This is a genomic window from Bradyrhizobium diversitatis (genome assembly GCF_016031635.1).
Classification (GTDB): domain Bacteria; phylum Pseudomonadota; class Alphaproteobacteria; order Rhizobiales; family Xanthobacteraceae; genus Bradyrhizobium; species Bradyrhizobium diversitatis.
This window is the reverse complement of record NZ_JACEGD010000001.1, coordinates 205,472-228,414: the sequence shown is the minus strand read 5'-3', so window position 1 is coordinate 228,414 and position 22,943 is coordinate 205,472. Positions and strand designations below refer to the sequence as shown.

Genomic DNA, 22,943 nt, shown 5'->3' with positions numbered 1-22,943 from the left:
AGGCATTGGACGACATTCAAGACAAGATTTCTGCGGACGAACTCGCTTCGTTCTTCCATGAACTCGCCGACGTAGCCGGTCGGATCGCGTTGACCCACTTTCGGTCCAGCGCCAATTTCGAGCGCAAGCAGGATTTGACGCCGGTAACGATCGCCGATCGCGCGATCGAAGTGGAACTACGGCGCCTGATCAGCGCCCGCTTCCCCGATCACGGCATCCTCGGGGAGGAGATGGGATCGACCTTGGGCGATCGCTACACCTGGTATCTCGATCCGATCGACGGAACGAAGAGCTTCATCTCCGGAATGCCGCTGTTCGGCACGCTTGTCGCGCTCGCCGACGAGCACAAGGGCGCGGTAGTCGCCGGCATGATCGACATGCCGGCGCTGGCCGAACGGTGGTACGGCACGCCGCGTGGGGTCACGTTCAATGGCAAGCCCGCAAAAGCGAGTCGCACGGCAAGACTGGAAGACGCACAAATCTATACATCCTCACCGGACTTCTTTACGTCGCAGGATTGGGCTCGCTACGACTTGCTGAGCAAGAAGGCCATGTTCCGACGATTCGGCGGCGATTGCTATCAGTACGGCCTGCTGGCATCCGGCCATTGCGATCTCGTCGTCGAGACGTCGCTCAAGTCGTTCGACTTCATGGCATTGATTCCCGTGGTCGAGGGCGCCGGCGGAATCATACGCGACTGGGATGGGCGGCCACTCACGCCGGACTCCGACGGACGCGTGATCGCCGCCGCGAACGACAGCCTGCTCAAGCAGGCCCTGACGGTCCTGAAGCAATAGAAGAGACGGCCGGGCCAGGCTCACACCAACCGTAACCAGCTGTCCCAGCGCGGGTCATACATCACGTCGTGGGCGCGCATGTATTTCCAGACGCCGTATTTCTGGTAGTCGAAATCCCAGGTGTTGAGCTTGCGGTTGACGACCGCCCATGAGGCCCATTTCATGTCCGCGAGCGCACGGTTGAGAATGACGCGCGCAATCATCTGCGGACGAGCCTCGCCGAGATATTGCTCGATGAGCGCTTCCGTCAGCTTCTCGTCGAAGAACATTTCGGCAAACAGCACGCCGAGCTCGTAGCTGCGCTCATTGTTGGAGGCAAATTCGTAGTCGATCAGCTTCATCGGCCTGGGCGCGCCGGTTTCAGCCGAAATGAGGAAATTCCCAGGCATGGGATCGTTGAAGCATGGCACGAGGTCGAGGCCCGACGCCAGGAAAGCCGACTTGGCCTGATTGTAGCGATGCATCAGCCAGGGCATGTCCTGCGGGAAATGCGCCCCCAGTTCCTTGCCCTGCTCGATATGTTCCTCAATCATGTCGAAGATTGTCTTGGTCTGGCCGAGCTTCGGGCCGCCATGCAAGCGGCGATAGAGAGCGAGAACGTCGGACTGGATGGCGGGATCGCCGAAATCGGCATTCGTGCAGGCGCGATAGCCCTCCAGAAATTCGCTGATCTCCAGCCCATCCGCCGCGTCGAAGAAGATCACCTCCGGCCCGACACCCATAGCATGGGCATTGCGCGCGGCCTCGTTGGCGGTGACGCGATTGATGAACATCTCCGAGCCTTCGCCCGGCACCTTGACGAAATAGCGGCGCCCGTCGCCGGAAATCTCGACCAGCCAGTTCTGGTTCGACAGGCCTCCGACCAGCGGCGCATAGGCGCCCTTCTTGCCGTTCCATTGCGGGACGCGGGCGATGGCGGCTTCGACATTGCGCTCGTGAACCGTGGTCCCCTCGCCAACTTTTCTGCGAACGGTCATGCGATCCTCCGAAGCATCTCGCCAAAGCGGGGCTCCCGAACCGCCATGCGGCAACGCACGAAGCGCCAACTGGCGAATTTGTAGAACTCCAGCGTATTACGCGCCGATTTGGCGGCGAGCAGCGCGCCGATCAATCCCCAGCGCAGATCATCAGCTACGCCATAAATCCGCGCACGGTTGAACGCAGCCTCCTCGAACGTCCCGGTGCTACGGGTGAAGATGTCGCGCGCCTCAGGCTCCTGTGCACAGGCCTCGACGAGGAAGCTGCCGATATCCTCCAACGGGTCGGTCGTTGTCGCGCGATCCCAGTCGATCAGACGGACCTCGCCCGCGTCGCTGATCAGGATATTCGAAACATTGCCGTCGCCATGGATCGGCACCGCCTTGATATCCAGCGTCCGGAAGGCTTCGGCCGCAAACAGCAACTCCTTGACCAGCCATTCAGCATCCGACGGCAACTGGGCTTTCGCAGCTGCCGCCGCAGCGTAGAAATCCTCGATCTCATCAAAGACACTTCTGCGGCGCGGCAACGGCGGTCCGGATTGAAACAGGCGCATCGCCGCAATGACGGCGTCGACAATATCGGGCTCGAGCATCCGTTCCAATGTACCGACCCGCCAGCCCATGTTGAGATCCTCCATCACCAGCAGTCCCGCCTTCGGGTCGGCCATCAGAACTTTGGGCCCGATGCCGAGATCGGATGCACGCTGCGCCGCCTCGAAGGCGCACGCGACGTCGATATAGAGCTCGGCATCACGATCCATGCTCTTGATGAAGATGCTTTCGCTACGGCCCTTCCTGGTGGCGCGCCACGGAAAGCCGTCGACACCTCGCCAGCTTGGCGAAGCCAGGATCGGGATGGCAGGTTCGATCACGACATCTCCAGCCCCCCATCCGGGGAGCTCGGCAATGGAATTCCGGATGGTGGCCAATTCCGTTCCAGATTGACTCATGGCGACTTCTGATCTCTTGCGATTGCCGTTCAGCCGACCTTCGTGTCTGCCAAATTTGATCAAGACAGATTTTGATCAAGACAGATTTTGATCAAGACAGATTTTGATCAGGACAAATTTTGATCAGGACAGATGCAAAAGGGATGCCTCGGGCTCCACCAAATCATGCCGTTGACGCAGCGGCCCTACCCCAACGCAGGTCATTTTCGCTATCCGGACAGTGACCCGGGACGCTACCCATTGAGGCCCACATGTCCGCTGCAGAATTGATCGGGATGAGCCTTGCCGAGCTGACAGACGCTTACGCCTCGCGGGCGCTATCGCCGGTGGAGGTGCTACGAGCCACCCTCAGCCATTCCGAGAACGTCAATACAGCGATCAACGCCCTGTTCTGCTTCCGTCCGGAGCAGGCCATGGCCAGCGCGCTACGCTCGGAAGCGCGATGGAAGGCCGGGGCTGCGCTGGGTCCGCTCGATGGCGTTCCGATGACCGTCAAGGATAGCGTCGCCATGGTCGGCTGGCCCTACTTTCATGGTATCGGGGCCAACCGCGCCCTGCCGCCCTCAAACTATGATTCACCACCGGCGATCGCGTTGCGCGAAGCCGGCGCGGTGATCTTTGCAAAGACCACGATGCCGGATTGTGGCCTGATGGCATCAGGCATCAGCTCGCTGCACGGCATCACCCGCAACCCCTGGGGGCTTGCCTGGAACACCGGCGGCTCGTCGGCCGGCGCCGGCGCCTCCATCGCTGCCGGCGCCGGATATGTCTCCGTCGGCACGGATATCGCGGGCTCCGTCCGCCTTCCGGCCGCGCATTGCGGCCTCGCCGGACTGAAGCCCACCCACGGGCGCGTCCCGCATCTGCCCGCCGATACCATGCGCATGGCCGGTCCCATGGGCCGCAGCGTCGACGATATCGCCCGCCTGCTGACCGTGCTGACGCGGCAGGACGAGCGCGACACCTGGAGCCTCCCCGCCGATGGCGTGCGCTATCACGAGCGTCTCAAGCGCGACGTGAAGGGATTGAGGATCGGCGTCCTCACCGACATGGGCTTTGGCATGAAGCCAGAGGCGGCCGTGCGCGAGACCGTCGAGGCGGCCGGAAAGCTGCTCGCCGGCGCAGGCGCCAACGTCGAACCGTTCACCTCGCCGCTCGATCATGACGCCTATGAAGCCATCGACCTGTTCCTCCAGGTCCGCGGCTATCTCGAATACACGTCACTGCCCTCACATACTGACACTCCTCGCGACATCAATCCCTTCGTTCGCGCCTGGTCCCTGGGTGGAGCAAAGCACTCGGGCACCGACCTTTACCGGGCCCTGGGGCAGATCGCCAAAATGAAGGCGGCGCTGCTGGGGGCCTTCGAAGGCTGGGACTATGTCATCTCACCGACGCTGCCGGTGGTGAACTTTCCGGCCGAGGAACCCGGCGTCTCTCGCGAAATGCCGCTCGAGCACACGCTCTTCACGGCCATGTTCAACCAGACCTGCCAGCCCGCCGCCACGGTCTGCATGGCGTTCGATTCCCGACATCTGCCGATCGGTGTCCAGGTCATCGGCCATCGCTTCGATGATCTTGGCGTGCTGCAGGTGACCAAGGCGCTTGAGGATATGCGTCCCGTCGCGATGGATTGGCCTTTCAAGCCGCGGTCCTGACGGTCAGGCCGCGGCCTGCGCCTCATCGCCATCGAGAAGGTGACAGGCGGCAAGGCGCCCGGGCGAATGCTCGACAAGCCTCGGCGTCTCCACCCGGCAGCGGCCGAATGCCTTCGGACAGCGCGACGCAAAGCTGCAACCCGCCGGGATGTCGATCGGGCTGGGCGGCTCGCCCTCCAGCAGGAAATCGGAGGCATCAAACGGCTTCTCTTCCAGAGTGGGGGCTGCCGACAGCAACGCCTTGGTATAGGGATGCTGCGGATCGAAGAACAGATCGCGGTTGTCGGCAATCTCGACCATCTCGCCGAGATACATCACGGCGATCCGGGTGCAGACCTTCCGCACCATCGCCAGATCGTGCGAGATGAAGACATAGGTGAGGTCGTTCTTATCCTGCAATTTCGAGAACAGCTCGATCAGCCTGCCCTGCTCGCGCTGATCCAGCGCCGACAGGGTCTCGTCGAGGATCAGGAGCTTGGGATCGAGAATCAGGGCTCGCGCGATCGAGATGCGCTGGCGCTCGCCGGTCGAGAGCGCATTGGGCAACTGATCATACAGCTCGGCGGCGAGACCGACTTCGGCCATCGCCGCGATCACCCGCTTTCGCAAATCGGCGCGCTTGAAACTGCCCCGGATCAGGAGACTTTCCTCGATCATGCGGCCGACCGTGGTGCGCGGCGGCAAGGCATTGTAGGGATCTTGCAGGAGAAGCTGGAACTCGTTGCGCTTGCGGATCAGGTCCCGCGATGACAGAGCGCCGAGGGAGGTCCCGTTCAAGACGATGCTGCCGCTGTCGGGCGTCTCCAGCCAGGCCAGCAGGCGGGTCAGGGTCGACTTGCCGCAGCCGGATTCCCCGACAATCCCGAAATTCTCGCGTGGCATGATATCGAGTGTCACGCCACGCACGGCCTGCACGTTGCTGTAGGTGTTGAAAGTGCCGCGCTTGCGGGCACGATAGGTACGATGGACATTCTCCACCTTCATCAACGGGGCTTCGCCTTGAGCCTGACGGCGAGCAAGCGGGCCCTCCGCCGTCTCCCACATCCGCGGCACGCTCGCGATGGCCTTGCGCGTGTAGTCGGATTGCGGCGAAGCCAGCAGTTCGGCGAACGCCTGTTGCTCAACGAACCGGCCCTGGTACAGCACGGCCGTCCGATCGCCGAACTGCCCGAGCGTCGGCAAGGAGGAGGACAAATAGATCGTCGCCATCTTGTGCCGCGTGCAGAGGTCATGGAGCAAAGCCACGATCTGCGCGGCAATGGTGACGTCCAGCGGCTGGGTCACGTTGTCGGCGATGAGCACGGCGGGTTCGGCGCAAATGGCGTCCACGATCATCGCGCGCTGCATCATGCCGCCGGAGAATTTCGACGGGTAGTCCCAGTAGCGTTCCTTCGTCGACGGGATGCGGACCTCGTCGAGCAACTGCATGACCCGGTCGCGGCACTCGCGCCCGTTCCATTCAGGCCTTACGCTGTGCAGCTTCTCCGCGATCTGGACGCCGACCGGCACGGTCGGATCGAGTGAACTCTGCGGCTTGGAGCCGATATAGGCGATGTCGCGCCCGATCCGGACTTCGCGCGCTCCGGTGCCGAGGATGTCGTGTCCGGCGAAGGCGACCCGTCCGGCGCGATATTCCAGGCTCTCCGGCAACCAGTTCGCCAGCGCGCGGCTCAGCACCGTCTTCCCGGCGCCGCTCTCTCCGTAGACGCCGAAAATCTCCGACGTGCTGAGGCGGAAACTGATGCGATCGAGAATCGGAGCCGCCGCCGGTGTCGTGGCACCAACCGTCAGATCGTCGATTTCGAGAATGAGCGAGAGATCCATATCAGAGACCTCCATAGATGCGGTTGCGCGCCTTTTCCAGCGCCGAGCCCATGAGATTGATCGAGGTGAGCGCGACGGCGAGGAAGATGCCCGGGATGGTTCCGATCCACCAGGCATTGAGCAGATATTTGCGAGAATCGGCGATGATACTGCCAAAGCTTGGGGTCGGCGGCTGAATGCCGAGCCCAAGGAAGCCCAGGATCGCTTCGAAGATCATCATGCGTGCAACGTCGAGCACCGCGACGAACGCGATCGGCGGCAGGATGTTGGGCGCCGCGAACAACAGCAGAATCCGCCAATCCCCGGCCCCAAGCACGCGCAGACCGCGCACATATTCCTTGCCGCGCTCGGCGACGGCGGCACTGCGGGCCACTCGGGCATAAAGCGGCCAGCCGGACAGCGCCAGCACGATGATGATCGTCGGGACGGTCGGCCGCGACACGCCGAGAATCGTGATCGCCAGGATGATCATCGGAATCGAGAGCTGGGCGTCGGTGATCCGCATGATGATGGTGTCCCACCACTTGCCCTTGAAGCCTGCGAACAGGCCGAGGCCGCAGCCAATGATGAAGATCAGGAGCACGGTGACGATGCCGACGAGCAGTGAATAGCGCAGCCCGATCAAGCTGCGCATCAGCATGTCACGGCCGAGCTGATCCGTGCCCAGCAGGTGATCCCAGGTCCATTTGTCGCCGAGATAGACCGGCGCCAGGAATTTGTCCTTCACCACCATCTTGGTGGCGCTGACCGAGGACACCTCGGGATAGATCGCGGACGCAAGCAATAGCGCGATGAAGACAAAGAAACCGATCTTGAAGCTCGACATGCCCCAGGCTGCAGCCAGGATACGCCGATTGACCGACCTGACGCGGGCCGATCGGGGCTCGGGCTCCGCAGCAATGACCGTGGTGGCCGTCATGGTCAGATCTCCACACGAGGATCGATGAGATAAGCGACCAGGTCCACGATGATATTGATGAAGACAAACACCGCGCTGGTCGTAATGGCGATGCCCTGGATGACTGGGAAATCACGCCCGACCACGGACACGACGGTCAAATTGCCGAGGCCCGGATAATCGAAGATGTATTCGATCACCAGCACTCCGCCGATCAGGGTCGAAAGCTGGATCCCGAGCAGGTTGACCAGCGGCACCGCTGCATTACGCAGAGCATGGGAATAGACGATGCGGCGGCGCGACAGGCCGCGAACCCGGGCTTCATCGATGAACGGCGCCTGCATCACCTCACCGAGCGACGTCGTCAGCGTCCGGATGATGAAGGGCGCGATCTCCACCGCCAGCACCACGGCCGGAAGAATGACATAAGAGAACCCCTGGTAGCCGAGCGCCGGAAGCAGCTTCAGCTTGACCGACAGAAACAGGATCAGAACAATCGCGAGCCAGAAATTCGGTATCGACACGAACAGCGATTGCATGCCGAACGCCAGGGCGTTCTGCCATCGATGCTGATGCAGGCCACCGGCTATTCCGACCGGAAACGAGATCAACAGCGCGAACAACAGGGCCATGCCGCCCAATTGGAGCGTGAACGGCAAGCGTTCGAGAATGAGGTCGGTCACGGGCGCCATGTCCGACTTGGTCGGATCGACATATTGCCCGCCGGCAGCAATCATGCCGCTGCGCGGCCGCAGATAGGATTGTCCGAGGTCGCCCTGGAGCAGACCGCGCATATAGCGGCCGTATTGCACGATGATGGGATCGCGCAGCCCCATCTTGGTCGCCACCTTCTCGACCACATCGGGCGGCGCCATGCCGCCGACGATCAGGCGGACGGGATCGCCTGGAACCACGCGCAACAGTGTAAAGATGATCAACGAGGTGATGAAGACGATCAGGAGGCCCTGCGCGATCCGCTTGACCAGGAATTCCAGAATCAACATCGGGAAGAGCTACCCTTGCATTCGTCGGGAGTTCCGGCAGGCGGGGTTGTCTGACCTGCACCCAACCTGAGAAGACCGGCAGGTCGGACGCGTCCGACCTGCCGGAGCAATCATCATGCCAGCTTGGCTTTCGTCATGTCCTGCATGCCGTTCGGGTAGATGTAGAGGCCGTCGAGCTTCTTGCTGTAGGCGTGGATGAAGACAGACGTGAACAACGCATGTGCCGGCGCCTTCTTGGCGATGGTCGGCAGCGTCTCGGTCTGGAGGATCTTCTTGCGCTCTTCGATGGAGGTGGCGTTGCGCTCCTTGTCGAGCACCGCGTCAATGTCCTTGTCGACGATGCCGGTAATGCGCTTCGACGACGAGTGGAAGTGGGTGCGCAGCACCAAATCCGGCTCGGGCGAACCCGTGCACCAGCCGCAGTCGATCATGTTGCCTTCGCCGCCGCCCGGCTTGTCATAGAGCAGGTTACCCCAGGCCGCGACTTCGAGGGTCTGGAGATTGACCTTGAAACCCTGCTCCTGAAGCATGCCGGTGATCAGTTCGGCATATTCCTTGGTCTTCGGGTAGAAGCCGACCGAGGTGTAATAGGTGAGTTCGGGAAGGCCCTGGCCCTTCGGGAAGCCGGCCTCCGCCAACAGCTTCTGGGCCTTGGCTGGGTCGAATTCCGGATAATCGGCGACCTCCGCGTAGCCGAACTTCACCGGCGAGATATGCGCCTTGGAGTAGGTTCCGGAGACGCCAAGCACCTCCAGCACCTGCTTGCGGTCGATCGAGTGGCATGCCGCCAGCCGGATGCGCGGATCGTCGAACGGCTTCTTGGAGCAGCGGAAGAACAGATACTTGTTCTCGACCGACACCGCCTTGTGGATGTTGAAGCGAGCATCCTTGGAAATCGTCTCGACCTGCTCCTGCTCCAGCCGCTCGATGATGTCCGCAGAGCCATTCAGCAATGACAGCGTTCGGGTCGTGGTGTCGCCGACGAAATGATATTCGACGCCGGGAATCTTCGGCGCACCGAGGAAGAAATCGGCGTTGGCGGCGAGAACGGTCGTGTCGCCCTTCTGCTCGACGTATTTGTACGGTCCGGTGCCGTTCATGCGAGCCGACAACTGAGCCTTGTTGGCGACGTCCTTGGCAGACATGATCGGAAGGAACGAAGAGAGATAATAGTAGAGCGCCGCCGGATAGCCGTGCGCCTTGGTATTGATGCGGCAGGTGAAATCGTCGACGACGTCAACGGTGACGAGACCGGGATACCACTGCGCCGGCCGGTCGGGCTGGCAGCCATACTCGTATGTCGCCTTGACGTCGGCCGCCGTAAACGGCGTGCCGTCATGAAACTTGACGCCCTTTCGCAGCTTGACCTCCATCGTGGAAGCATCGATCGGCGTCATGGACTCGGCCAATTCGAAGATCAGTTCGTCCGGTTTGTCCGGCCGCATGGGCGCTCGCGTCAGATAGCCGAAGACGAATCCCTCGACGATCAACTGACCCAGATTGGTGTGCGTGGTCGGATCCCAGTTGCCGGTCAGCGCTTCCGCGCCGAGAAATCGCAGCGCCTTGCCTTCGGCCGCGAAAGCGGAATTGACCAGAAAGTCCGGGTTGACCCGTCCGAAGCCGAACGCTGCAACACCGGCGAGCCCCCCTAACATCACATCTCTACGGTTGATCATGTCCTATCCCTCGATGATTTTGGCAACGCTGAAACTGCTGCCGAGGGCGCGGGGCACTCAGCCGTTTCGATCGTCTCGCGCAACTCGTCGCAACCTGCAAAGCGTAGACCAAAGGCCACGCCCGCCCGATTCCTGCTGCTCCACGATTCCGTTGCTGACGCTCCCGGATGCGGCGATTGCGCGCGGCGGATTCCGATAATCCAGAATGCACCGCCCAACTCAGAGGCAATCGCGCCTCTCCGCTGAGCAGGACAAGAATAATGGACGCTCGGAACAGCGGCGGGGAGACGGCGAACCTATAATTCCCGTGTTTCGAATGAGCGGAATCGCAGCCTTGGAAATACAGGAGTCCCCGGCCTGCCACACCCGTCGCGGCATCATCTCGGACTTCGACGGCGTGGCCGATCGCGAAGATACCGCGATCCCGAGTTCGGTCAGAGCGTTTCGCGCCTGGCATGAGCAGGGCGTGCCTTATGCATTCGTCACCACCAACCCGACGCAATCTGCCGCGCAGTTTTTCGAGATCCCCGGCTCACTCTCATGATGACTCCGAGCTTGATCGCGCGCATGCAGACCGATCTCGGCGCGGCCTTGCCGCGCTGGAATCTCTCATCACAATCGACGATCTCCTTCCTGAGCCATTCCGAGAACACAACGTTTCTGGCACGAGACCCGGCATCTGGACGGAGGTTGGTGCTGCGCGTGCAGCGGATCGGCTATCACACGTCCGCCGAGATCAGGTCCGAGCTCGCCTGGATCGACTCGCTGATCGCGGAAGATGCCGTCGTCACGCCTCGCCCGGTCGCCGACGGTGAGGCCCGACCGCTATCTCAGATCGTCCTGAACGGCTCACCGCGACAGATTGCGGCATTCGAGTTTCTCAGCGGCAAGGAGCCCGATCCATCAGAGGATCTCGTCGCCTGGTTCGGCAAACTCGGTGCGATCAGCGCCAGACTTCACGCGCATAGTCGCCGGTGGAAGAGACCGCCGGACTTTCAGCGGAAGGTCTGGGATTTTGACGCAATGTTGGGCACTCGACCGTTGTGGGGTGATTGGCGCGCCGGCCTTGGCCTTCGCGACGATGGCCTGAAATTGCTGGAGAGGGTCGCCGACACCCTGAAGCAGCGTCTTGACAGCTACGGAAGCACAAACGACCGGTTCGGCCTCGTCCACGCCGATCTGCGGCTGGCCAACCTTCTCGTCGACGGCCCGCGCCTCGGTGTGATCGACTTCGACGATTGCGGCTTCTCCTGGTTCTTCTACGACTTTGCCGCCGCCGTCAGCTTCATGGAGCATGAGCCCGTGGTAGCTGAGCTCCAGGCGTCTTGGCTCGCCGGGTATCGCGAGATTGCGCCGGTTTCGCGCGGGGACGAACTCATGCTGCCCGTTTTCGTCATGCTCCGGCGCATGCTGCTGACGGCATGGATCGCGTCGCATTCCGACACCGAGACCGCACGACAATTAGGATCGGCCTACACCGACGGAACCGTCGCGATGGGAGAGCGATTCCTGCAAGCGCTTTGATGGCCCCGTCACGCGACCGGATCGCTTGCTACCTTCACGCCGGTCTTTCCTTCACTCCAGTCCTGCTGTTCCGCGACTCCAGGGCGCTTCGACCAGCATTGCTTGGCCACAAAATATTCCTGGAATGTCAACGTCATCATAATTTCCGATATCGACGAACGATATTTCTAATTTTACAAGCGTCTCCCTCAACGCAAAACTCAGTTTGTGATTGGCGGCGAGTGAGAAGGCGTTGAGATGACTTCCGGTGACTTGGAGTTGGGCGCGCGCGACGTCAGCGTCCAATTCGAAGGCTTGAAAGCGCTGTCCAAGGTCACGCTTACGGTTCCCCGGGGACGCATCACCGGACTGATCGGTCCCAACGGCGCCGGGAAGACGACGCTCATCAACGTGCTGACAGGCTTCCAGCCGGTCGGCACCGGGACCGTCGACCTGGAAGGTGAGGCGCTCAACGGCATCGCGGCCCACAAGCTTCGACGCAAGGGCGTCGCGCGCACCTTTCAGTCCGGCCGCCTTTTTCGCGACCTGCCGGTCGTGGACAATCTCGAGGTCACGGGCGTGGGTATGGGCCAGACGCGGTGCGAGGCGATCACGGAGGCCGAGCGCGTGATGACTTGGCTTGGCATCTCGCACCTCGGCAGCACAATCGCAGGCGCCCTGCCCTACACCGACGAGCGCCGCGTCGCCATCGGCCGCGCCATCATGTGCACGCCGCGCTATCTGCTGCTGGACGAGCCCGCGGCCGGCATGTCCGAGCATGAAAGCCACGATCTGGCCTTCATCATCAGGCGGATCGCCGGTGAACTCGGCGTCGGTGTGCTGCTGATCGAGCACAACATTGGCCTCGTGCTCGAACTCTGTGAGCGCATCTTCGTGCTCGATTCCGGCGAGATCATCGAAGTCGGGGTTCCTGCGCAGATCCGCGACAGCGACGCTGTTCGGCATGCCTATATGGGTACGCAGCGCGACGAAGTGATTCCGCCGCTCGCGACCGAGATGGGTGCCGCATCATGACGCTGCTCGCCGTCGACGACATCACCGTAAACTACGGACGCCTGACGGCCTTGCGCGGCGTCACGCTCAGGATCGCCGAGGGTGAGGTTCTGTTCGTGACAGGCCCCAATGGCGCAGGCAAGTCGACCCTGCTGAACGCGATCGCCGGCGTCGTGCCGGCGGGCTCGGGTTCCATCACCATGGACGGCGCCAAAGTGACGGGTGCCTCGCCGGAGGACATCGCCCGGCGGGGATTTTCGCTGGTTCCGGAAGGACGCAACGTCTTCGGCGCACTGAGCATCGAGGAAAATCTGAAGGTCGGCGCCGGTATGCGAGCCGACAGGCACAAGATCGCCGGCGATCTGGAGTCCGTCTACGCCGAGTTCCCGATGCTGGCCGATCGCCGTCACGACGCCGCCGGCATGCTCTCCGGCGGCCAGCAGCAGATGCTCGTCATCGGTCGTGCGTTGATGACGGCCCCGCGCATCATGGCCATCGACGAGCCTTCGCTGGGACTTGCACCCAAGATCATCGATCAGGTCTACGAGATCCTCGTGCGGCTACGGACGCAGCGCAAGCTGACGCTGCTGATCGTCGAGCAGAGCTCGACGCGCGCCATGATGACTGGCGGACGCATGATTCTGATCCGCGGCGGGCGCATCGTCCTCGAGGGTCTCGCGGCCGACATGATCAAGGACGAGCGCCTGAAGCAGGCCTATTTCGGCTTCGGAGACCACTGAGAATGACGGCGGTTCTGCAGATCATCTTCGACGCGCTGAGCCTCGGCAGTCTCTACGCTCTCGGCGCGCTGGGTATTGCCCTGATCTTCGGCGTCATGCGGCTCGTCAACTTCGCCCATGGCGACTTCATAGCGTTCTGCGTTTTCGCAATGCTATGGCCGTCGATCGATGCAACGGCGGTCGTTTTCGCCGGAATGCTGCCGTTCTATCTCCTGATTCCGCTCTTGCTGATCATCGGCGCGGCACTGTCGATCCTGTCGGAGATCATCGTATTCCGCCGTTTCCGCAACGCCAACCCGGCGACCATGATGATTGCGTCCTTCGCCCTCGGATTCGTCATCCGGCACCTGCTGCTGATGCTCTATTCGAGCCGCCCGAAATCCATCACGCTTTGGCCGGGCCTCGGCCTGCCCGTCGATTTTCTCGGCGCCCATATACCGATGCTGCAAGTCGTGACCATCGTGATCACGCTGGCCGCACTCGCCGTGCTCGTGCTGTTTCTCAAGCGCACGCGCTATGGCCTGGAGATGCGCGCTGCGGCCGACAATTTCACCATGGCGCGCATGCTCGGAGTCCGCGCCAACGGCGTCATCCTGCTGGCCTTTGCCATCAGCGGCATGCTGGCCGCAGCGATCGGATTGATCCTGGCGACCATCTCCGGCACCGCCGACATCAACATGGGCGCCAACGTCATGCTGATCGCCTTCATCGCCACCGTGATCGGCGGTCTCGGCAGTGTGCCCGGCGCCGTCGCGGGCGGCTTCATCATTGGTGCCGCCAGTGTCGTCTTCCAGGCAACATTGCCGCACGACGCGCGCGTCTTTCGTGATGCCTTCGTCTATGGCGCGGTGATCGTCGTCCTTCTGGTGCGGCCACAGGGCCTGTTTGCACCGAAATCCGCCAAGCAGAGGGTCTGATCGATGTCAAAGCGGCCGTCTGTCATCCGGCAAACGATCATGACCCCGATCCTGCTGATCGTCGTGCTGCTCATCATGGCTACGCTGAGTTATCAATTCGGCAGCCGCGCGTTCAACCGGACTGCCGTCGAGATGTTCATCAACATCATGGTGGTCGTCGGCCTCTACGTTTTTGTCGGAAATTCCGGCCTGCTGTCGTTCGGGCACATCAGCTTCATGTGCCTCGGCGCCTACATGACCGCCTGGCTCGCGATTCCGCCCGTGATGAAGTCGATCACGCTCAAGGGACTGCCCACATGGCTTCTGCATACGCAATTGCCGATGTGGGTCGCCACACCCATTTCGGGCGTGTTCGCGGCGTTGGTCGCGCTCGTCGTCGGGCGCGTCATCATGCGCCTGTCGGGGATTGCAGCCTCGATCGCGACCTTCGGACTGCTTGGCGTCGTCAACAACGTCTACTCGAACTGGGATTCAGTCACGGGCGGACAAGGTTCGATCGTCGGCATACCACCGACCATGAACGTATGGATTGGCTGGCTGGGTGCGGCGGTTGCGATCGCGATCGCGTACCTCTACGCGACCTCCCGCTCCGGGCTCGCGCTTCGCGCCACACGCGACGAGTCCGTCGCCGCCAGCGCCTCCGGAATCGACATCGTTCGTGAACGGCTGATCGCGTTCGTGGTCAGCGCCTTCATCATCGGCATCGCCGGCGCGCTCTACGCGCACTTCCTCAGCATCGTCAACCCCGGTGCCTTTTATCTGCGGACGACCTTCATCACCCTGTCGATGCTGGTCGTCGGCGGCATGTACAGCCTCAGCGGGGCAGTCACCGGCGTGGTCGCAATCTCGGTGCTGATCGAGTTCTTCCGCAACCTCGAAAAGGGCATCAGCCTCGGCACACTCAAGGTGGCACTGCCGAACGGGGCTCAGGAGATCGCGATCGGAATCATCACCATCGTCATCCTGACGTATCTGCCGGCCGGCCTCACCCGCAACCGGGAGTTTTCCTGGCGCGGCTGGCCGATGCTGCGACGATTGTCGCGCCCTGTGCAGACGGCGGTGAAGGAACTGAACTGAATGTTACTGCACACCTGGAGGAATGGTTATGCGTCTTGCGAGAACACTAGGCGTCCTGATTGGAGTGTCCGCACTCTGGTTTGCGCCGGCCAGGGCGGCCGACGAGATCGTCATCGGATTTGCGACCGCAGCTTCAGGCTTCATGCAAGCCTACGACAAGCCGGCACAAGATGCGGCAATGATCCGCATCGACGAAATCAATAAGGCAGGCGGCTTGCTCGGCAGGAAGATCAAGGCCGTCTTTGCCGACACCAAGACCGATCAGGCTGAAGGCGCCAAGGCCGGCCTCGCGGTGCTCGACCAGGGCGCCGACCTCGTGGTCGTCTCCTGCGATTACGACTTCGGCGCGCCGGCGGCACTCCAGGCGCAAGCGGCCGGCAAGGTCTCGTTCTTCCTCTGCGCCGAATCGATCAAGGCCGGCATCCCCGGCGTCGGTCCCTACTCGTTCTCCGGCTCCGTCCTGGCCGCCGTGCAGGGCGCGACCATGGCGGAGTGGGCCTACAACAAGAAGAACGCTCGCACCTTCTATAGGTTGCTCGATAGCTGGACCGTCTACAACAAGGGCATCTGCGACGGCTTCGACTGGATGATGCCGAAGCTAAAGGATGCGAAACTGGCCGGAAGCGACACGTTCAAGAATGATGACGCTTCGATTGCGTCCCAGATCACGCGTATCAAGAGCCTGCCAAAGGAACCCGACGCCATCATGGTCTGCACGATGATGCCGGGCGCGGTTTCGGCCATCAAACAGATCCGGGCCGCCGGCATCAAGTCGATGATCCTCAACGGCTCGAGCATGGACGGCAGCTACTGGCTGAATGCCATTCCGGATCTGTCGAATTTCTACGTTCCGGTGCAGGGCTCGATCTACGGCGACGATCCCAATCCGAAGGTCAACGAGTTCAACAAGAAGTACAAGGACGTGACGGGCGGCGATCCGTCCAGCCAGTACGTCTATCCCGGTTATGTCCTGATCGAAGTCTGGGCCAAGGCGGTCGAGCGCGCCAAGACCACGGACGCTCCGGCCGTCGTCGCCGAGCTGGAAAAGATGAACAACGAGGCCACGCTGTTCGGTCCGCGTACCTTCAACAAGGACATCCACCATCAGAACCAGGGTCGTTACCTGATCATCGACACCGAGGGCGGCAAGCCGAAGATGGTCGATCAGTGGACGATCTCGGAAAAGATCCCGGTCGATTATCTGGTGTCGAAGTAAGCTGGCAGTACGCCGCCCGCGGTCCATGTCGCATCTGCGGGCGGCCTTGTGCCTTGGTCGAATGCAAGCCGTTGAGAGGAAACAGGAGAATGGTCGTGATCAATTGCGACATGGGCGAGGCCTATGGCCTCTACAAAATGGGCGACGACAGGGCGCTGATGCCCCACATCGATGTCGCTAACGTGGCTTGCGGCTTCCATGCATCCGACTTCAATCACATGCGCAAGACGGTGCAGCTCGCCAAGCAATTCGGCGTCAAGGTCGGCGCCCACCCGTCACTGCCGGACTTGCAAGGTTTTGGACGGCGGGAGATGAAGATCGACCGTGAGGAGTTGACGAACTGCCTGCTCTATCAGATCGGCGCGCTCAAGGCATTCCTCGATGCCGAAGGCATGCCGCTCAATCACATCAAGCCGCATGGCGCCCTCTATGGCATGGCCGCACGCAACGAGAACATCGCGGAGGCCATCGCGGATGCCGCTGACGTCTACAAGGTGCCGCTACTCGGCATGAAGGGCACGCTGCATCAGATGGTCTACGAGCGGCGCGGCCACACCTTCGTCGCCGAATACTACGCCGACCTCGACTACAACGCCGATGGCAGCCTCATCATCACGCGCGAGCATGAAGCCAAGGATCCGGCCGATGCGGCGTCGCGGTGCACGAGAGCCGTGAATGAAGGCAAGACCCGATCGGTGGCCGGAAACGACGTACTGGTCGGCGCCGACTCGATCTGCATCCACTCCGACACGCCCAATGCCGTCGCAATCGCGCACGCCGTTCGCGAGGCCGTCCGTCCCTACCTCACCGCGCGGTGAGGCGGGCTGGACAACGACGATCCTTCAGGAGCACTCCATGGCAACACAGCAGATATTCTCGCCGCTACCGGGCATATTCTATCGCAAGCCCGCCCCCGACAAGCCAGACTACAAGACTGACGGCGACATCATCGCGGACAGCGATACGATCGGACTCATTGAGGTGATGAAATCGTTCAACGAGGTCAAGGCGGGCGCGGCCGGCAAGATCGTGCGATTCCTGGCCGAGAATGAGGAAGCCGTGATGGCGGGGCAGCCGATTGCCGAGATTGACGTTTGAGACCGCCAGACCGGCCATGACGATCCAGAAACTCCTCATAGCCAATCGCGGCGAGATCGCAGTCCGCATCATCCGTGCGGCACGCGAGCTCGGCATTGCGACCGTTCAGGTCTATAGCAAGGCCGACAAGGACTCGCTCGCGGTTCGGCTCGCGGACGAGTCGATCGAGATCGGTCCGCCGCAAGCTTCGAAATCATATCTCAACCAGGCGACGATCCTCGCCGCTGCGAGGACGACCGGCGCCGACGCAATCCACCCCGGCTATGGCTTCCTGGCGGAGAACGCCGAGTTCGCAGCCGCCGTCGAAGCGGCCGGACTGATCTTTGTCGGCCCGACAGCGCAATCGATCAGACTGATGGGCGACAAGGTCGCAGCCCGCGAGGCTGCGGCTGCGGCCGGCGTGCCGACCGTCCCCGGCAGCGCGGGACGCCTGGAGTCTGCCGACGCAGCCTTCGCACTGGTCGAAAAGACCGGCTTTCCGGTGATGATCAAGGCCGCGGCTGGCGGTGGCGGACGCGGCATCCGTATCGCGCGTTCAGCCGAGGAATTTCATCATCTCATGCCGCAGGCGCAAGCGGAAGCACTCGCGGCTTTCGGCGATGGCGGGCTCTATGTCGAGAAGCTGATCGAAGGCGCGCGGCACATCGAGGTGCAAATCCTCGGTGACGGGTGCGACGTCATCCATTGTTTCGAGCGCGAGTGCTCGCTGCAACGGCGCCGTCAGAAGGTCTGGGAAGAAGCTCCCTCGCCTTCGCTGACGCCGGCCGTTCGCGACGAGCTGTGTTCGTCGGCAGTCGCGCTCGCCAAGGCCGTCGACTATCGCGGTGCCGGAACGCTCGAATATCTCTATGACGACCGAAGCCACGAATTCTACTTTCTGGAGATGAACACACGCATCCAGGTCGAGCATCCCGTCACGGAAATGGTCACCGGCATCGACCTCGTGGGCGAAATGATCCGGATTGCCGGCGGCGAGCCGCTGCGTATCAGCCAGGATCAGGTTCGCGTCCGCGGTCATTCGATTGAGGTCCGCATCAACGCCGAGGATCCCGCGAAGGGATTTCTTCCATGCCCCGGCACAATCAGCACGCTCAGCGTACCCGAAGGCGAAGCCGTGCGTTTCGACAGCATGCTCTATCAGGGCTACACCGTACCGCCGTTCTACGACAGTCTGCTCGGCAAGCTGATCGTGCACGGCGAGGACAGACCGAGCGCGATCCGGCGGCTCGAGCGCGCCCTTGCGGAGCTCAGCGTCGAGGGCTTGGCGACGACAAAGCCCTTGCATCAGGCGCTCGTACGCGATCCGGACGTCCGGGCCGCGCGCTTTCATACAGCCTGGCTCGAGCCATGGTTGGAAACCCATGCGGCAGCGCTAACGACAGCAGAGCCGTCAACGACCGCCAAGGTCGCCCGATGACCGCAAGAGAATCCGCCCCGTCGGCAACAGGAGGCCGCTAGTCATGCAAACCCGATTTTCCTACGGCGGCGACGAGCACATCTTCGCCGAGGTCGCCGAGTCCATGTCACTGGAGGCCTTCTTCAAGGGCCTCTTCGTCACCAATGCAGTGCGCGACGCCAGGATCAAGGGCGTGATCGAGATCTGCCCCGCCAACGCGTCCTATCAGGTCAAGTTCGATCCGGACCAGATAAGGCCTGACGACCTGCTTGTCGAGCTGAAACAGCTGGATTCCGCATCTGAAACATCCGCACCGGTCATCAAGACGCGGATCATCGAAATCCCGGTTCTTTACAACGATCCCTGGACACACGAGACGCTGATGCGCTTCCGCGAGCGCCATCAGGATCCGAACGGCACCGACCTCGAATATGCCGCGCGCATCAACGGGCTCGACGGAGTCGACGCCTTCATCAAGGCGCACTCCAGCGCACCATGGTTCGTCTCCATGGTCGGCTTCGTCGCAGGCCTGCCGTTCCTCTACCAGATGGTGGAACGCCAACGGCAGATCCAGGCGCCGAAGTATCTTCGCCCACGCACGGACACGCCGAAACTCACCGTCGGACACGGCGGATGCTTCAGCTGCATTTACTCGGTACGCGGCGCCGGCGGCTACCAGATGTTCGGCATCACGCCGATGCCGATCTACGATCCCAACCAGAAGATCAGCTACCTGCGTGACTTCATGTGCCTGTTCAAGCCGGGCGACATCGTGAAATGGAAACCGATCGACCGACCGGCCTATGACGCTGCGGTGGCCGATGTCGATGCGGGCCGTTTCGCGCCGATCATCCGCGACGTCTCATTCTCGCTGACCGAATTCAACAACGACATCGACGCCTACAATCGCAAACTCGAGGGGGTTCTCCATGGCAATTAAGGTCCTGAAGCCCGGCCTTGCCACAACCGTCCAGGACTTGGGACGTCCCGGCTATTATCACATCGGCATCCCGCTTTCCGGCGGTATGGATCGTCACGCGCTCGCCGCCGCCAACCTGCTCGTGGGCAACGAGGAAGGCGCTGCGGTTCTCGAGGCCGTGTTCATGGGGCCGGAGCTCGAATTTACCGATGACGCCGTGGTCGCGATCACTGGAGCCGAGCTGCCGCCAAAGCTCGACGGCGAGCCGCGCGAGACCTGGACGAGCTTCAAGGTGAAGCGCGGCCAGAAGCTCTCCTTCGATTTCCTCAAGCAGGGCGCGCGCGGCTATATCGCGATCGCCGGTGGCATCGACGTGCCGCTTGTCCTGGGCTCGCGTTCCACCTACGCGCTCGGCGCGCTTGGCGGCTTCAAGGGCCGAAAGCTCGAGGCCGGTGACGAACTTCCAATCGGCAAGGCCGCCGCAGCGGTCAAGGAAGGCCGCTCGGTCGGGAAAGATCTGCGCGGCCTGCCGGCGGCGATGCCAACGGAACTGCGCGTGATGCCGGGGCTATATTGGCATCGCATCACCGACACGGCTGGCAACGGCTTCTTCGGCGACACCTGGAAGGTTGCGCCGGAAGCTGATCGCATCGGCTACCGTTTCAAAGGTGGCAAGCCGCTCGAGTTCGTGCCGCGCGAGCCGCCCTTCGGGGCCGGTTCAGATCCGTCCAATATCACCGATGCCTGCTATCCCTACGGGTCAATCCAAGTTCCCGGCGGTACCGAACCGATTGTACTGCATCGCGACGCCGTCTCGGGCGGCGGCTATTTCATGGTCGGCACGGTCATCGCCGCGGACATGGATTTGATCGGCCAGCTCCAGCCGAATACACCGGTCAGGTTCGTCAAGGTTGGGATGGATGAGGCCCTTGCGGCGCGCAAGAGCCGAGCCGGGTTGCTGGGCAAGCTCCGGAGCGCGTTGGCGTAACGGCCTTGGGCCTTGGGCTGAGGGGGTGGTACGCGCGGCTGCCAGGCCCCGAGGCAATCGTGCGTGGTCGCTCTGACCGTCCCTCCACTCCACTGACTTTGTTCCTCCAGTCGCCGGCGCGGGCGTTGGGCACGGGAGTTGCAACGAAAACTGATGCGCGAGAAGCAGCGCTCAAGCGCTCATGAGTTAGGCAAACTCAAAATATCGGATCGACTGCGATGTCCGTTTCTCTGAAACAAATCCGCTATTTCATCGCCGCGGCCGAAACTGGACGGATCAGCCAGGCGGCCGTCGACCTGAATGTCTCGCAATCCGCAGTCACCGCCGCGATCCAGCAACTCGAAGCGATAGTCTGCGCCCGCCTGCTGGAACGTACCCCGGCCGGGGTAACCGTCACCATGGAGGGCAGCCGGTTCCTGTCGCAGGGACGCCAGATCCTTGCTTCAGTCGCCGAAGCCGTCCGCGGGACGCATATCTCCGCCGGTCCGCTGTTCGGAACGGTGCGCATCGGCGTCACCTATACCGTATCCGGCTATTTTCTGCCGCGCCATCAGATGCGTTTCCAGGCAAGCTTTCCCGGGATCACGGTCGAGCTGTACGAGGCGCCGCGGGACGTGCTTGAACGCGCCGTCGTCGACGGTGCGCTCGATCTCGCGGTCATGCTGGTCTCGAACCTGCACAACAACGCCATGCTTGCGAGCGAGACGTTGTTGCGGTCGCCGCGCCGGTTGTGGCTCGCTCCCGATCATCCATTGACCCGCGCCGAGCGCGTCCATCTCGCTGAGATCGCGAACTACCCTTACGTCATGCTCACCGTCGACGAGGCCAAGCATACGTCGATGCGCTACTGGAACGCCTTGTCGCTCGAACCGCGAACGATCTTCCGCACTTCCTCCGTCGAAGCCGTCCGATCCATGGTTGCAGGCGGAATGGGCATTACGATCCTGTCCGATCTCGTCTACCGTCCCTGGTCGCTCGAGGGACAACGGATCGAGACCCGCGTCATCGAGAACGAAGTGCCCAGCATGGACGTCGGACTGGCCTGGCGCCGTGACACCCAATTTTCGGAGGCCGCCAAGGCGTATCGCGACTTCATGCGCTTCGCCGTGGCGGGTGTTGGTCCCGTACGTCCTCCTGTCGGCATCGACCACAGACAACGATCGGACGAGGCCATCGAAATCTGAGATATCGGCACCTGCTTAAATTCGATTTGACGTCGGCAGGTCGTCCTCGCCAAGCTTGGGCCAATCACGGCAGTCGGCGCGATGAAAGACCGTAAGGCGCAGACGGACGACGACAAGGACGGAGTGCGGCATGCAGGCCACTTATGCGACCAGCGATGTTCCCTTGCAAAATCGACGGCATTTCTGGCGGGACGTTGTCTCCAATACCTACTTCCCGCTCGATCTTGTCTTTCCCGGCGGTCGCAACTTCCATGCGGGCCTGGGCGCATGGTCCATGGGTCCGATCTCGATATCCCGCAATGTCTCGAATGGCCTGCTCTACAGGCGCCGCGAACGGCACCTCGCGAATGAGCGGGAAGAATGCTTCCTCATCACGGTCCCCGAGCTCGCCGAGATCCGTTTCGTGCAGGATGGCAAGGACGTGCGGTGCCGGCCCGGCGCATTCTTGATCGAGCGAAGCCATCTGCCCTATGAATTCAGCCATCATGATCCGGCGGCGCTCTGGGTGCTGAAGATCCCGAGCGCCGTCCTGCGTGCTCGGATATCCCGCCCGGAACGCCTTGCCACGCTGCAATTCGACGCCAGCCGCAGCGTGGGCGCACTTTTCGTCGACACGCTGCGTCTTGCCGGCGAACGCATCGCGGACATGGACGACACGGCTCGCGCCGTAATGGGCAAGCATCTCATCGATCTCTTGGCGATGGTGATCGAATCCGACGACCGCGTGCTGGTGGGCCATTCCTCGTCCGTTCGCAATGGCCATCTCCATCGCTGCGAGCAGTTCATTCGCACTCGCCTCGACGACATGCGGCTCACACCGCAAATGGTCGCAGACGGCTGTGGCATCTCGCTCAGATATCTTCATCAGGTCTTTGAGGGCGAAGGTGTCACCGTTTGCGCCTATATCCGGAACCAGCGCCTGTCGATGTCCGACGCCATGCTGCGCGATCCGTCCTGCCGCAAGAGCATCTCGGAAATCGCCTACCATTGGGGTTTCAGTGACCAGGCCCAGTTCAGCCGGAACTACCGCAGCCGGTTCGGCTGCACCCCGAGCGAGGCCCGCGCTGCGGCACGCACCGCCCTTTCCTGAAGGCACATTTGCGC

General features: G+C 62.1%; 23 protein-coding genes. 16 read left to right on the top strand and 7 right to left on the bottom strand.

Annotated features, from left to right (window positions below; all coding sequences use genetic code 11):
- The first annotated feature begins 5 nt into the window (after positions 1 to 5).
- Complete coding sequence (locus H1B27_RS01030) at positions 6 to 797, top strand: inositol monophosphatase family protein (protein WP_197964636.1); 792 nt, start codon at positions 6 to 8, stop codon at positions 795 to 797.
- 20 nt (positions 798 to 817) lie between these two features.
- On the opposite strand, the gene H1B27_RS01025 is transcribed toward H1B27_RS01030, so the two are convergent.
- Together H1B27_RS01025 and H1B27_RS01020 are read right to left on the bottom strand one after the other, a co-directional pair.
- Positions 818 to 1,774, bottom strand: a complete 957-nt coding sequence (locus H1B27_RS01025; RefSeq protein ID WP_061883574.1) for a choline/ethanolamine kinase family protein — start codon at positions 1,772 to 1,774, stop codon at positions 818 to 820.
- A complete protein-coding gene (locus H1B27_RS01020) occupies positions 1,771 to 2,790 on the bottom strand; it encodes a phosphotransferase (RefSeq protein ID WP_246515049.1) in 1,020 nt (339 codons plus the stop codon). Before H1B27_RS01020 ends, H1B27_RS01025 begins: the two co-directional genes overlap by 4 nt.
- Positions 2,791 to 2,978: 188 nt before the next feature.
- Between H1B27_RS01020 and H1B27_RS01015 the strand changes: the two genes are divergently transcribed.
- Positions 2,979 to 4,385 (top strand): amidase, encoded by a 1,407-nt coding sequence (locus tag H1B27_RS01015; protein WP_197964635.1) that lies wholly within the window; start codon positions 2,979 to 2,981, stop codon positions 4,383 to 4,385.
- Between the two features lie 3 nt (positions 4,386 to 4,388).
- Here H1B27_RS01015 and H1B27_RS01010 read toward each other — a convergent pair whose 3' ends face one another.
- The 4 genes from H1B27_RS01010 to H1B27_RS00995 all read right to left on the bottom strand — a co-directional run bounded on the left by H1B27_RS01010 (position 4,389) and on the right by H1B27_RS00995 (position 9,787).
- Positions 4,389 to 6,209, bottom strand: a complete 1,821-nt coding sequence (locus tag H1B27_RS01010; RefSeq protein ID WP_197964634.1) for an ABC transporter ATP-binding protein — start codon at positions 6,207 to 6,209, stop codon at positions 4,389 to 4,391.
- A gap of 1 nt (position 6,210) precedes the next feature.
- Positions 6,211 to 7,128, bottom strand: coding sequence for an ABC transporter permease (locus tag H1B27_RS01005; RefSeq protein WP_197964633.1), 918 nt, complete (start codon positions 7,126 to 7,128; stop codon positions 6,211 to 6,213).
- 2 nt (positions 7,129 to 7,130) lie between these two features.
- A complete protein-coding gene (locus H1B27_RS01000; protein ID WP_061883578.1) occupies positions 7,131 to 8,111 on the bottom strand; it encodes an ABC transporter permease in 981 nt (326 codons plus the stop codon).
- 113 nt (positions 8,112 to 8,224) lie between these two features.
- Entirely contained in the window at positions 8,225 to 9,787 is a 1,563-nt protein-coding gene (locus tag H1B27_RS00995; RefSeq protein ID WP_197964632.1) for an ABC transporter substrate-binding protein, read from the bottom strand.
- Between the two features lie 316 nt (positions 9,788 to 10,103).
- Between H1B27_RS00995 and H1B27_RS00990 the strand changes: the two genes are divergently transcribed.
- Both H1B27_RS00990 and H1B27_RS00985 read left to right on the top strand, forming a co-directional pair.
- Positions 10,104 to 10,331, top strand: a complete 228-nt coding sequence (locus H1B27_RS00990) for a hypothetical protein (protein ID WP_246515047.1) — start codon at positions 10,104 to 10,106, stop codon at positions 10,329 to 10,331.
- A 23-nt stretch (positions 10,332 to 10,354) separates the two neighbouring features.
- Positions 10,355 to 11,311 (top strand): phosphotransferase enzyme family protein, encoded by a 957-nt coding sequence (locus H1B27_RS00985; RefSeq protein WP_246515045.1) that lies wholly within the window; start codon positions 10,355 to 10,357, stop codon positions 11,309 to 11,311.
- Positions 11,312 to 11,319: 8 nt separating this feature from the next.
- On the opposite strand, the gene H1B27_RS40750 is transcribed toward H1B27_RS00985, so the two are convergent.
- Positions 11,320 to 11,448 (bottom strand): hypothetical protein, encoded by a 129-nt coding sequence (locus H1B27_RS40750; protein WP_283816912.1) that lies wholly within the window; start codon positions 11,446 to 11,448, stop codon positions 11,320 to 11,322.
- Positions 11,449 to 11,569: 121 nt separating this feature from the next.
- On the opposite strand from H1B27_RS40750, the gene H1B27_RS00980 reads away from it, so the two are divergent.
- The 12 genes from H1B27_RS00980 (at position 11,570) to H1B27_RS00925 (ending at position 22,929) form a co-directional block, all read left to right on the top strand.
- On the top strand, positions 11,570 to 12,325 hold the full coding sequence (locus H1B27_RS00980) for an ABC transporter ATP-binding protein (RefSeq protein ID WP_246515043.1): 756 nt from the start codon (positions 11,570 to 11,572) through the stop codon (positions 12,323 to 12,325).
- On the top strand, positions 12,322 to 13,044 hold the full coding sequence (locus H1B27_RS00975; protein ID WP_197964629.1) for an ABC transporter ATP-binding protein: 723 nt from the start codon (positions 12,322 to 12,324) through the stop codon (positions 13,042 to 13,044). Before H1B27_RS00980 ends, H1B27_RS00975 begins: the two co-directional genes overlap by 4 nt.
- 2 nt (positions 13,045 to 13,046) lie before the next feature.
- A complete protein-coding gene (locus H1B27_RS00970; protein WP_061883584.1) occupies positions 13,047 to 13,961 on the top strand; it encodes a branched-chain amino acid ABC transporter permease in 915 nt (304 codons plus the stop codon).
- 39 nt (positions 13,962 to 14,000) lie between these two features.
- Positions 14,001 to 15,038, top strand: a complete 1,038-nt coding sequence (locus H1B27_RS00965; RefSeq protein ID WP_246515041.1) for a branched-chain amino acid ABC transporter permease — start codon at positions 14,001 to 14,003, stop codon at positions 15,036 to 15,038.
- A 64-nt stretch (positions 15,039 to 15,102) separates the two neighbouring features.
- The gene (locus tag H1B27_RS00960) at positions 15,103 to 16,254 is read left to right on the top strand and encodes an ABC transporter substrate-binding protein (protein WP_311976910.1); all 1,152 of its coding nucleotides are present in this window, start codon (positions 15,103 to 15,105) and stop codon (positions 16,252 to 16,254) included.
- An 89-nt stretch (positions 16,255 to 16,343) separates the two neighbouring features.
- Complete coding sequence (locus tag H1B27_RS00955) at positions 16,344 to 17,072, top strand: LamB/YcsF family protein (RefSeq protein ID WP_197964626.1); 729 nt, start codon at positions 16,344 to 16,346, stop codon at positions 17,070 to 17,072.
- Between the two features lie 37 nt (positions 17,073 to 17,109).
- Entirely contained in the window at positions 17,110 to 17,352 is a 243-nt protein-coding gene (locus H1B27_RS00950; protein ID WP_197964625.1) for an acetyl-CoA carboxylase, read from the top strand.
- A gap of 16 nt (positions 17,353 to 17,368) precedes the next feature.
- On the top strand, positions 17,369 to 18,769 hold the full coding sequence (locus H1B27_RS00945) for an acetyl-CoA carboxylase biotin carboxylase subunit (RefSeq protein ID WP_197964624.1): 1,401 nt from the start codon (positions 17,369 to 17,371) through the stop codon (positions 18,767 to 18,769).
- Between the two features lie 43 nt (positions 18,770 to 18,812).
- On the top strand, positions 18,813 to 19,688 hold the full coding sequence (locus H1B27_RS00940) for a 5-oxoprolinase subunit B family protein (protein WP_197964623.1): 876 nt from the start codon (positions 18,813 to 18,815) through the stop codon (positions 19,686 to 19,688).
- On the top strand, positions 19,678 to 20,655 hold the full coding sequence (locus H1B27_RS00935) for a 5-oxoprolinase subunit C family protein (protein ID WP_197964622.1): 978 nt from the start codon (positions 19,678 to 19,680) through the stop codon (positions 20,653 to 20,655). The genes H1B27_RS00940 and H1B27_RS00935 overlap by 11 nt, the downstream gene beginning before the upstream one ends.
- A gap of 218 nt (positions 20,656 to 20,873) precedes the next feature.
- On the top strand, positions 20,874 to 21,839 hold the full coding sequence (locus H1B27_RS00930) for a LysR family transcriptional regulator (RefSeq protein WP_197964621.1): 966 nt from the start codon (positions 20,874 to 20,876) through the stop codon (positions 21,837 to 21,839).
- Between the two features lie 130 nt (positions 21,840 to 21,969).
- Positions 21,970 to 22,929, top strand: a complete 960-nt coding sequence (locus H1B27_RS00925) for an AraC-like ligand-binding domain-containing protein (protein WP_061883593.1) — start codon at positions 21,970 to 21,972, stop codon at positions 22,927 to 22,929.
- Positions 22,930 to 22,943 lie beyond the last annotated feature (14 nt).